This window comes from Pantoea sp. EA-12, from assembly GCF_030053355.1.
GTDB lineage: Bacteria > Pseudomonadota > Gammaproteobacteria > Enterobacterales > Enterobacteriaceae > Pantoea > Pantoea vagans_C.
Genome location: NZ_JASGBY010000017.1, coordinates 87,080 through 98,377, shown reverse-complemented (window position 1 = coordinate 98,377; position 11,298 = coordinate 87,080). Strand labels below are relative to the sequence as shown.

Below are 11,298 nucleotides of genomic sequence, written 5' to 3'. Positions count from 1 at the left end.
ATCCCGGCTGAAGCCCGGCAATGTCTGAAAATCAATGCGCTGTACCGCGTCAGGAGTTATACGTTGGACCAGAAGCAACCTTCATCTGCTGCCACCATGAAAGATGTGGCCGAGAAAGCCGGCGTTTCAACCGCCACGGTATCTCGTGCGTTGATGAATCCAGAAAAAGTCTCGGCTGCCACCCGGCAGAAAGTTGAACAGGCCGTCATTGACGTGGGCTACGCGCCACATGGATTGGCGCGTAATGCCAAACGCGGTGAAACTCAAACCATTCTGGTGATTGTGCCGGACATCTGTGACCCCTTCTTTAGCGAAATCATTCGTGGCGTGGAAGTGACCGCCGCTCAGGAAGGTTATCTGGTGCTGATTGGTGACTGCGCGCATCAGGATCAACAAGAAAAAACCTTCCTGAACCTGATGCTGACACGGCAAATCGACGGGATGGTGCTGCTGGGTTCACAGTTGCCATTCGAGGCGGGTATTGAAGATCAACGCAATCTGCCACCGATGGTGATGGGCAATGAGTTTGCCCCAGAAATGGCGCTGCCCACGGTGCACATCGATAACCTGACCGCCGCCTTTGAAGCGGTCAACCATCTGCTGCAACTCGGCCATCGCCAGATTGCGTGTATCACCGGCCCTGAGCACATCCCACTCTGCCAGTATCGTTTGCAAGGCTATATTCAGGCGCTGCGCCGCAGCAATATCGCCATTGACCCGACGATGATTGTCCACGGTGATTTCACCTTCGAAGCGGGTGCTAATGCACTGAAACAGTTAATGAGCTTACCGACCCCGCCTAAAGCGATATTCTGCCACAGCGATTTGATGGCGCTGGGCGCGATGAATCAGGCGCGTAAACTCGGCATGCGCATTCCTCAGGACCTTTCTGTGGTGGGTTTTGACGATATCGAGCTGGCACAATATTACGATCCGCCGCTGACGACCGTTGCCCAGCCGCGATTTGCCATCGGTCGCGAAGCGATGTTGCTGTTGCTTGATGAGTTACAAGGCAAGCGGGTCAATAACGGTTCACGCCTACTGGATGCGGAATTACGCGTGCGCGGGAGCACTGCGCCAGCGGCAAAACGCGAAAAATAGCGATGGAACCCTGCATTTTCAGCAGATTCTGAAGGCAGACTCTGCTGGTCAAAGTTCCAGCCCTTGAGTAACATGGCGCATTCCTTGCCGGGCAATTAACAGTACATTTACAGGCCCATTGGCATTTTTTAAAGGGTATCAGAACGAAAGTGGCACAGAGAGATTATGTAGGCCGCGGGCGTTCAACAGGGACGCGTCGCAAAAAACCCGCAGCGGGCCGCAGCAAGAAAAGCAAAGGCGGCTCCGGCACCTCAAAGCTGATGATGGTACTGGCCGTGGCCGTGCTGGTCACCTTTGCCGGTGGTTTATGGTTCATCTCTCATCATAAGAAAGAAGAGACTGAGGTCATTCCGAATCATAAAGCCAACGGCAACGGCCTTCCGCCTAAGCCGGAAGAGCGCTGGAAGTACATCAAAGAGCTGGAAAATCGCCAGATCACCGTGCCAACGCCGACTGAACCGTCTGCTGGCGGTGGCGTGCAGTCGCAAACCCAACTCACTGATGAACAACGTCAGTTGCTGGAGCAGATGCAGGCGGATATGCGCCAGCAACCCACGCAGTTGAACGAAGTGCCATGGAACGAGCAAACACCTGCACAGCGCCAGCAAACCTTGCAACGTCAGCAGCAGGTGCAGGTTCAGCAACAGCAATTACAGCGTCAGCAGCAACAGTTACAGCAGCAGCGCCAACAGCAGCAGGCCACTCGTCAGCAGCAGCAACCCGCGCCTATTACCCGCGAGCCGGTGCAACAGCCGAAACCGCAGGAGACGGCACAAACGAAGCCGGAAGAGAAGGCCACTTCTCAGCGCTGGATGGTGCAGTGTGGATCGTTCAAAGGTACCGATCAGGCAGAATCTGTGCGTGCGGGGCTGGCATTCGAAGGTTTCGAAAGCCGCATCACCACCGGCGGTGGCTGGAATCGCGTGGTTATCGGGCCGTTTAAAGATCGCAGCAGCGCGGACAGCACCGTCAAACGCTTACACAGCTCCGGCCACAGCAGCTGTATTCCTCTCGCATTACCTTAAAGACGAGCGGCAAGTGCACTCCCCCTGAGCATACATCAGGGGTGAGCGTACCTCGCCAGCTCACCTGCCCTGTCAAGTAAGACAAATCTCGGGGTTGAAACCCTCCAAACTTGCCCCATATCTGGTTGCATGATACTCCGCGCTCTGTGCGCGGCGTTCCTTTTCCACTGCAACAAGGGGTCTGCCCGTGACAACAATAGTAAGTGTACGACGCAACGGCCGAGTCGTAATTGGCGGTGATGGCCAGGCGACTCTCGGCAATACCGTGATGAAAGGCAATGTTAAGAAAGTGCGTCGTCTCTACAACGACAAAGTCATCGCTGGTTTTGCTGGCGGTACTGCAGATGCCTTCACCCTATTTGAACTGTTCGAGCGCAAGCTGGAGATGCACCAGGGTCATTTGGTGAAAGCCGCGGTCGAACTGGCAAAAGACTGGCGTACCGATCGCATGCTGCGCCGTCTTGAAGCACTGCTGGCGGTCGCTGATGAAAACTCCTCGTTGATCATCAGCGGTAACGGTGACGTGATTCAGCCGGAAAATGACCTGATTGCCATCGGTTCTGGCGGACCTTACGCCCAGGCAGCGGCACGCGCCCTGCTGGAGAACACGGACATTGGTGCGCACGATATCGTAGAGAAAGCGCTGAACATCGCGGGTGATATCTGCATCTACACCAACCACAACATCAACTTCGAAGAATTACCGTCTAAGGCGTAAGGATTAAAATCATGTCTGAGATGACTCCCCGCGAGATTGTCAGCGAGCTTAACCGCTTCATCATTGGCCAGGATGGCGCCAAGAAGGCCGTCGCGATTGCGCTGCGTAACCGCTGGCGCCGCATGCAGCTCGACGAAGAGCTGCGCCATGAAGTGACACCAAAAAACATTCTGATGATTGGCCCGACCGGTGTCGGTAAAACCGAAATCGCTCGCCGTCTGGCAAAACTCGCCAACGCGCCTTTCATCAAAGTTGAGGCCACTAAATTCACCGAAGTTGGTTATGTCGGTAAAGAAGTGGACTCGATTATTCGTGATTTGACCGACTCCGCTATCAAGATGGTGCGCAGCCAGGCGATCGAGAAAAACAAATACCGTGCCGAAGAGATGGCTGAAGAGCGCATTCTCGATGTGCTGATCCCACCGGCAAAAAATAACTGGGGCCAGGCGGAGCACACCGCTGAACCTTCTGCTGCACGCCAGTCTTTCCGCAAGAAGCTGCGTGAAGGCCAGTTGGACGACAAAGAAATTGAGATCGATCTGGCGGCCTCTTCTGCAGGTGTTGAGATCATGGCTCCTCCTGGCATGGAAGAGATGACCAGCCAGTTGCAGTCGATGTTCCAAAACCTCGGCGGCCAGAAGCAGAAAGCACGCAAGCTGAAGATCAAAGACGCGATGAAGCTATTGATCGAGGAAGAAGCGGCAAAACTGGTGAATCCGGAAGAGTTGAAGCAGGACGCTATCGAGGCTGTTGAGCAGCACGGTATCGTTTTCATCGACGAAATCGACAAAATCTGTAAGCGCGGCGGCCAGTCTTCCGGTCCTGATGTTTCACGTGAAGGCGTGCAGCGCGACTTACTGCCACTGGTAGAAGGTTGCACCGTTTCAACCAAACACGGCATGGTCAAAACTGACCACATCCTGTTTATTGCTTCCGGCGCATTCCAGGTGGCGAGCCCATCGGATCTGATTCCAGAACTGCAGGGCCGTTTACCGATTCGCGTTGAGCTGCAAGCGCTGACTGTGAATGACTTTGAGCGCATTCTGACAGAACCTAATGCCTCCGTTACCGTGCAGTACAAAGCGCTGATGGGCACAGAAGGTGTGAATGTCGATTTCACCGAAGACGGCATTCGTCGTATCGCTGAAGCCGCATGGCAGGTCAATGAAACCACCGAGAACATCGGTGCGCGTCGTCTGCACACGGTGCTGGAACGTCTGATGGAAGATATCTCCTATGACGCCAGCGATCGTAGCGGTGAATCCATCACCATCGATGCAGAGTACGTAGGCAAACATCTGGACGTGCTGGTGGCAGACGAAGATCTCAGCCGCTTTATTCTGTAATCGTCTCATCGATATGCGATGCCCGGCCACTGCGCCGGGCATTTTTTTACGCAGGATATTGATGCAGCGCTTTTTTTGACGGTTGATGATTTTGCCAACAATCCTCAGATAGCGATATACTTACCGCTCCTGTGGCAAACAGACGATACCCTCATGAAATACGATACTTCCGAACTCTGTGACATCTACCATGAAGAAGTGAACGTGGTTGAACCGCTTTTTTCAAATTTTGGCGGACGCACCTCATTCGGTGGGCAAATCACCACAGTGAAATGTTTCGAAGACAACGGCCTGCTCTATGATTTACTCGAAGAGAATGGTCGGGGTCGTGTGCTGGTCATTGACGGCGGAGGTTCCGTACGTCGCGCGCTGGTAGATGCACAACTGGCACGTCTGGCCGCGCAAAATGAGTGGGAAGGATTGGTGATTTACGGTTCCGTGCGCCAGGTTGACGATTTGGAGGAGCTGGAGATCGGCATTCAGGCGATTGCCGCGATTCCCGTAGGCGCTGCAGGTGAAGGTATTGGTGAAAGTGACGTTCGCGTTAACTTTGGTGGTGTCACCTTCTTCTCCGGTGACCACTTGTATGCCGACAATACCGGTATCATCCTGTCGGAAGACGCACTCGATATCGAGTAAGCTACAAAATAAAACGGGTGCCGAGGCACCCGTTGGTTTAAGCGCTGATGTTTAAATGCTGGCTTAAACCTCTTCCATTTTTCCCAGCAGTGCACGCAGGCGCTCCTGCCATACATGCTGCTCTTCTTTCAGATGCTGGTTTTCACGTACCAGTGCATCCTGGTTGCCAGAAGCCTGGCTGGCTTCGTTGCGCAGCGTATTGTTCTGATCTTTCAGCTCTTCAATTTCCATCTGCAGCAGAGTGATGGTATCAATCGCCTGCTGTACTTTCGCTTCCAGTTTTTCGAACACTTCAAATGACATCTTTCTGACCTCTCCTAAATCTCTTGCAAGGCGTTGATGGTGCTGGGACTGCCTTGTTATGGTGCGTCCAGCCACGATGTCCCGATTGTATGTAGCGAGACCTTGCAAGTCCAGCGGCACAGGGCCTGCAACGCTAGTCTGTAACACTTTTCAGTTAATGCTTAAAAAAACGCTCACGTTCGCGCATTTTTGCGCGCGGTCACGGTATTGCACCCAGTGACAGCAGGGTTAATGGGTCATAAAGAAAAGCAAAAGACGCGAAAACGCGCATTTTTATGACGCAGTACACATATTTCGATTTCGCTATTTCTCGTTTATGCTCGTTAACGATAAATTCACATCAGCCCTACATAAGAGCTGGGTGACTCATGGATTGAGAACAAAAACTGATAAAATTTAACCTCGCTTCAGGAATACCATTATGAGTCAGACAACGAACACACTAAAAGGTCAGTGCATCGCCGAGTTTCTCGGCACCGGTTTGATCATCTTTTTTGGTGCAGGCTGTGTGGCGGCGCTGAAACTGGCGGGTGCCGCATTCGGTCAGTGGGAAATTTGTATTATCTGGGGTTTAGCTGTCTCCATGGCAGTTTATCTCAGTGCGGGCGTGTCAGGTGCGCATTTGAATCCAGCCGTTACCGTCGCACTGTGCCTGTTCGCTAACTTCGAAGGCCGTAAAGTTCTGCCCTACATCCTGGCGCAGGTTGCCGGTGCCTTCTGTGCGGCGGCGTTGGTTTATGGTCTCTACTACAATTTGTTCTTTGATTATGAAGCCAGCCATCAAATGGTACGCGGTAGCGTGCAGAGTCTCGACCTGGCCGGTATCTTCTCTACCTATCCAAACCCACACATCACTGTAGGTCAGGCTTTCCTGGTGGAGATGGTGATTACGGCAGTATTGATGGCGGTGATTATGGCACTGACTGACGACGGCAATGGTGTACCTCGTGGTCCGCTGGCGCCGCTGTTAATTGGTCTGCTGGTTGCCGTGATTGGCGGTTCAATGGGCCCACTCACCGGCTTCGCACTGAACCCGGCACGTGACTTTGGTCCAAAACTGTTTGCCTTCATCGCCGGCTGGGGTGACGTGGCCTTTACCGGTGGCAAAGATATTCCTTACTTCCTGGTTCCGATTTTTGGCCCATTAGTGGGTGCCTGCCTCGGAGCCTTCGGTTACCGTTCACTGATTGGCCGTAACTTGCCTGTCAATGTGGCGGAAGCCAGCAAAACAGAAAAACCGGTCGCACGCGCTGAGCAGCGTAAAGCGTAAGTTTCATCGTTAATCATCAGGAAAATAAAATGACTACGACTGATAAAAAATACATTCTCGCGCTCGATCAGGGCACGACCAGCTCCCGTGCCGTGGTACTGGATCATGACGCGAACATCGTCGCCGTCTCACAGCGTGAATTTACCCAGATCTACCCGAAAGCGGGCTGGGTTGAGCACGACCCAATGGACATCTGGGCCTCACAAAGCTCAACGCTGGTAGAAGTGCTGGCTCATGCCGACATTCGCTCTGATGAAATTGCCGCTATTGGTATCACTAACCAGCGTGAAACCGCCATCGTGTGGGATAAAGAGACCGGTAAGCCAATCTACAACGCCATTGTCTGGCAGGATCCGCGTACTGCGGATTACTGTAACAAGCTGAAAAAAGAGGGTCTGGAAGAGTACATCCAGCACACCACCGGTCTGGTGATTAACCCGTACTTCTCTGGCACCAAAGTGAAGTGGATTCTCGACAACGTGGAAGGTGCGCGTGAGCGTGCAAAACGTGGCGAGCTGCTGTTCGGAACCGTTGATACCTGGCTGGTGTGGAAAATGACACAGGGCCGCGTACACATCACCGATCACACCAATGCCTCGCGTACCATGATGTACAACATCCACAAGCTGGAGTGGGATGAGCGCATGCTGGAGATCCTTGATATTCCGCGCGAAATGCTGCCGGAAGTGAAAGGCTCTTCTGAAATCTACGGTCAGACCAACATCGGTGGTAAAGGCGGTACGCGTATTCCTATCGCCGGTATTGCAGGTGACCAGCAGGCGGCACTGTACGGCCAGCTGTGCGTGCAACCTGGCATGGCGAAAAACACCTATGGCACTGGCTGCTTCATGTTGATGAACACCGGTACCGAAGCGGTGACCTCCACCCACGGCCTGCTGACCACCATCGCCTGCGGCCCACGCGGTGAAGTGAACTATGCACTGGAAGGTGCGGTGTTTATCGGCGGCGCGTCCATTCAGTGGCTGCGTGATGAGATGAAGCTGATCAGTGATTCAACTGACTCTGAATACTTCGCGCTGAAAGTGAAAGACACCAACGGCGTTTACATGGTGCCAGCGTTTACCGGTCTGGGCGCTCCATACTGGGATCCGTATGCACGTGGTGCCATCTTTGGCCTGACGCGTGGTGCGAATGCTAACCACATCATCCGCGCGACTCTGGAATCGATCGCTTACCAGACGCGTGACGTACTGGAAGCCATGCAGAATGATGCGGGTACACGCCTGCAGTCCCTGCGTGTCGATGGCGGTGCGGTTGCTAACAACTTCCTGATGCAGTTCCAGTCAGACATTCTGGGCACCCGCGTTGAGCGTCCAGAAGTGCGTGAGGTCACAGCATTAGGCGCCGCTTACCTGGCGGGCCTGGCGGTTGGCTTCTGGAGCGACCTGGAAGAAGTGCGTGCGAAAGCCGTGGTTGAGCGCGAGTTCCGTCCAAGCATTGAAACCACCGAACGTAACGTACGTTACGCCGGCTGGAAGAAAGCTGTGGCGCGCGCACAAGCGTGGGAAGACTCAGAGTAATACTCAACTGACCCGCGGCACCCTGCCGCGGGTTTTTCTCCCCGTCTCACTTTCCCCTCCGTGCTACACTGCTTGCCTGTTTTTTATCAGGTGCAACCATGAAACGAGAACTCGCGATTGAATTTTCCCGTGTGACCGAAGCCGCTGCGTTAGCGGGCTATCACTGGTTAGGACGCGGCGATAAAAATGCGGCTGACGGCGCAGCCGTTCACGCCATGCGCATTATGCTCAATACCATCGATATCGACGGCCAGATTGTGATTGGCGAAGGCGAAATCGATGAAGCCCCGATGCTGTATATCGGAGAAAAAGTCGGTACCGGCCGTGGCGACGCGGTGGATATCGCCGTAGACCCGATTGAAGGCACACGCATGACGGCCATGGGCCAGGCCAACGCGCTGGCCGTGCTGGCGGTGGGCGATAAAGGCAGCTTCCTGCACGCACCTGATATGTACATGGAAAAGCTGATTGTCGGACCGGGCGCACGTGGGGCCATCGATCTCAATCTGCCGCTGGAAACCAATCTCAAAAACATCGCTATCGCACTCGATAAACCCCTCAGCCAACTGACCGTCTCGATTCTGGCCAAACCCCGCCACGATGCGGTGATTGCGCAGTTGCAGCAGCTCGGCGTGCGCGTGTTTTCCTTCCCGGATGGCGATGTGGCCGCATCCATTCTCACCTGCATGCCAGACAGCGAAGTGGATGTGCTCTACGGTATCGGCGGCGCGCCAGAAGGCGTAGTGTCAGCGGCAGTGATCCGTGCGATGGATGGCGACATGCAGGCCCGCTTGCTAGCACGTCATGACGTCAAAGGGGATAGCGAAGAGAATCGCCGTCTTGGCGAGCAAGAGCTGCAACGTTGCGCCGAGATGGGTATCAAAGCCGGGGAAGTGCTGAAGCTGGAGGAGATGGCGCGTAACGATAACGTGATCTTCGCGGCTACCGGCATCACCACCGGTGACCTGCTGAAAGGCATTACCCGCAACGGTAACATCGCCACCAGCGAAACCCTGTTGGTGCGCGGCAAATCACGCACCATTCGCCGCATCCAGTCGATCCACTATCTGGATCGCAAAGACGCGGCGCTGCATCAGTTTATCCTGTAATCGCCTGTTTGCCGCTCTCAGGATGACGTGAGAGCGGCCACCAGCACAGCAACATCACCAGTGACGTCACAAACATCAGCATGCCAAGGCTGGACTGATCGTGCTGAGGTAACAGCGCGGATAGCCAGGCAATCACGCCTGAACCCAAATTCTGCAAGCCACCAATCAGCGCACCCGCACTGCCCGCTAACCAGGCATAGGGTTCCATTGCGCCAGAGGTCGCCAGCGGGAACAGCATACCGGCACCAAAGAAGAACAGCGCAGCAGGCACCAGCAACGTCCAGATATTCATGATTCCGAACCAGGCTGGGACCCACATCAATAAACCAGCCAGCAAGCAACTGTTGACGCCATACCACATCAGCGTGTGCCAGGATTTCTGCTCACGCCCGGCAAACCATGCGCCAAAGAACGCCGCCGGAATAGGCAGGATAAACAGAACACTGACGGTCAACCCATCCAGACCCAGCACGCCACCCAGCAGCACGCCACAGCTGGCCTCAAATACCGCGATGCCCGCCAGTGCGCCAATCAGCAGTAGCAGAAATCGCACGAAGTTGCCGTCACCAAGCAACGTGGCATAACGACGCAGAAACGGCGTAGCAGGCGTCTCAACGGGACGCGTTTCCGGTAACCAGCGCGCCATGGAGGCCGTTACGCCCACACACAGCAGCAGCAGGAAGGCAAAACAGGCGTGCCAGCCAAACAGATGCGTGAGCAGTGCGCCGATCACCGGTGCCAGCAGTGGGCTGACCAGAATGCCCATATTCAGCAGACTGTTCGCCTGGCGCAGCGCAATACCCGAGTAGAGATCGCGTGGCATGGTGCGCGCCATCACGCCCGCCACGCCAGTCCCCAGCCCTTGCACCGCACTGCCGAGGACTAAAATGTGTAACGAGGGTGCGAACATGGCGATCAACGCGCCCACGGCAAAGATCGTCATGCCGATAAGGATCACCGGGCGACGACCAAAACTGTCTGACAGTGGGCCGTAGATCAGCTGCGATCCGCCATAGGTCATCAGGTATGCGGCCATCACCTGCTGCATGGTGCCGCTGCGCACATTGAGCGCTTCCGCCATGTTGGCCATCGCCGGAACATAGATCGTTTGCGCCATCTGACCCACGGCCACTAAAACGATCAGCATGAATAACAGGAAGCGGTTTTGCGTTTTATTTTTCAACATGGAACAAAATGTCTGCCTGAGAAACAAAATTAAGACAGCATGAAAAAATGCCATCTGAAATGAATGGCGGCAAAAATATCAGGATTGAGTGACAAATCGAGAGGTGAGCGCAAAGTGGTTTACGCGCAGGCGGCAAGCTTATGTACCAGGCTTGTAAAGTGGTCGCTACAGTTGCTGATCTGTGCGCTCCATTTGTCGCTGAGAGCGCTTTGCCCGGCACAGGGCTGGAAATGAGCTGGCTGGCTGACGATGATAGTGACATGCCTGAATAATCAACAATAAGGAGCGATCATGGCAGAGTGGATCAATGCTGAAGTGAAAGAAGTGAAAAACTGGACCGACGCACTGTTCAGCCTGCGCGTTACCGCGCCGATTGATGCTTTCACCGCCGGGCAATTTGCCAAACTGGCGCTGGAGATTGACGGCGAACGCGTTCAGCGCGCTTACTCTTTTGTGAATGCCCCGCAGGATCCGCTGCTGGAGTTTTATCTGGTCACGGTACCGGAAGGTAAACTCAGCCCGCGTTTACAGGCATTACAGCCCGGCGATCAGGTGATGGTGACCAAGGAAGCCGCAGGATTTTTTGTGCTCGACGAAATTCCCGACTGCAGCACCCTGTGGATGTTGGCTACCGGCACCGCAATCGGTCCCTACTTATCGATTCTGCAGCAAGGTGAAGACCTGGAACGTTTTGACAATATTGTGCTGGTTCATGCCGCGCGCTATGCCGATGACCTGAGCTTTTTACCGCTGATGCAGCAGTTGCAACAAAGGTATCAGGGCAAGCTGCATATCCAAACGGTGGTGAGCCGTGAAGAGATAGCCGGTTCACTGCACGGCCGTGTGCCACAATTGATTGAAAGCGGAGCATTAGAACGTGCCGTTGGCTTGCCGATGTCAGCTGACACCAGCCACGTGATGCTGTGTGGCAATCCACAAATGGTGCGTGATACCCAGCAGTTGTTGAAAGAGTCGCGTGATATGCGCAAACATTTCAAACGCAAACCCGGTCATATGACCAGCGAACATTACTGGTGATAAGTGCGGTGTGATTAATGTC

Annotated in this window: 11 protein-coding genes; 9 read left to right on the top strand and 2 right to left on the bottom strand. The window is 54.4% G+C overall.

Going from position 1 to position 11,298, the window contains the following annotated elements; all coding sequences use genetic code 11:
- The first annotated feature begins 63 nt into the window (after nt 1–63).
- The 5 genes from cytR (at nt 64) to rraA (ending at nt 4,829) form a co-directional block, all read left to right on the top strand.
- Nucleotides 64–1,101, top strand: coding sequence for a DNA-binding transcriptional regulator CytR (gene cytR, locus QMZ30_RS21380; RefSeq protein ID WP_283228874.1), 1,038 nt, complete (start codon nt 64–66; stop codon nt 1,099–1,101).
- Between the two features lie 149 nt (nt 1,102–1,250).
- Nucleotides 1,251–2,126 (top strand): cell division protein FtsN, encoded by an 876-nt coding sequence (gene ftsN, locus QMZ30_RS21375; protein ID WP_283228873.1) that lies wholly within the window; start codon nt 1,251–1,253, stop codon nt 2,124–2,126.
- 187 nt (nt 2,127–2,313) lie between these two features.
- Complete coding sequence (gene hslV, locus QMZ30_RS21370; RefSeq protein ID WP_071885763.1) at nt 2,314–2,844, top strand: ATP-dependent protease subunit HslV; 531 nt, start codon at nt 2,314–2,316, stop codon at nt 2,842–2,844.
- A gap of 11 nt (nt 2,845–2,855) precedes the next feature.
- A complete protein-coding gene (gene hslU, locus QMZ30_RS21365; protein ID WP_039328277.1) occupies nt 2,856–4,190 on the top strand; it encodes an ATP-dependent protease ATPase subunit HslU in 1,335 nt (444 codons plus the stop codon).
- Between the two features lie 153 nt (nt 4,191–4,343).
- Nucleotides 4,344–4,829 (top strand): ribonuclease E activity regulator RraA, encoded by a 486-nt coding sequence (gene rraA / locus QMZ30_RS21360; protein ID WP_034823742.1) that lies wholly within the window; start codon nt 4,344–4,346, stop codon nt 4,827–4,829.
- 63 nt (nt 4,830–4,892) lie between these two features.
- Here the strand turns inward: rraA and zapB are convergent, their stop codons facing one another.
- Complete coding sequence (zapB, locus tag QMZ30_RS21355) at nt 4,893–5,132, bottom strand: cell division protein ZapB (protein ID WP_034823745.1); 240 nt, start codon at nt 5,130–5,132, stop codon at nt 4,893–4,895.
- 421 nt (nt 5,133–5,553) lie between these two features.
- Between zapB and QMZ30_RS21350 the strand changes: the two genes are divergently transcribed.
- The 3 genes from QMZ30_RS21350 (at nt 5,554) to glpX (ending at nt 9,052) form a co-directional block, all read left to right on the top strand.
- Nucleotides 5,554–6,402 (top strand): MIP/aquaporin family protein, encoded by an 849-nt coding sequence (locus tag QMZ30_RS21350; protein WP_058970402.1) that lies wholly within the window; start codon nt 5,554–5,556, stop codon nt 6,400–6,402.
- A gap of 29 nt (nt 6,403–6,431) precedes the next feature.
- Nucleotides 6,432–7,943: a glycerol kinase GlpK gene (gene glpK, locus QMZ30_RS21345; protein WP_034823749.1), complete on the top strand. Its 1,512-nt coding sequence runs from the start codon at nt 6,432–6,434 to the stop codon at nt 7,941–7,943.
- A 98-nt stretch (nt 7,944–8,041) separates the two neighbouring features.
- Nucleotides 8,042–9,052 carry a class II fructose-bisphosphatase gene (gene glpX / locus QMZ30_RS21340; RefSeq protein ID WP_058970404.1) on the top strand — a complete coding sequence of 337 codons (1,011 nt, stop codon included), beginning with the start codon at nt 8,042–8,044 and terminating at the stop codon, nt 9,050–9,052.
- On the opposite strand, the gene emrD is transcribed toward glpX, so the two are convergent.
- Nucleotides 9,042–10,238 carry a multidrug efflux MFS transporter EmrD gene (emrD, locus tag QMZ30_RS21335; RefSeq protein WP_283228872.1) on the bottom strand — a complete coding sequence of 399 codons (1,197 nt, stop codon included), beginning with the start codon at nt 10,236–10,238 and terminating at the stop codon, nt 9,042–9,044. The two genes, glpX and emrD, sit on opposite strands and share 11 nt — an antisense overlap.
- A 291-nt stretch (nt 10,239–10,529) precedes the next feature.
- On the opposite strand from emrD, the gene fpr reads away from it, so the two are divergent.
- Nucleotides 10,530–11,276, top strand: coding sequence for a ferredoxin--NADP(+) reductase (gene fpr, locus QMZ30_RS21330; RefSeq protein ID WP_283228871.1), 747 nt, complete (start codon nt 10,530–10,532; stop codon nt 11,274–11,276).
- The last annotated feature ends 22 nt before the right edge of the window (nt 11,277–11,298 follow it).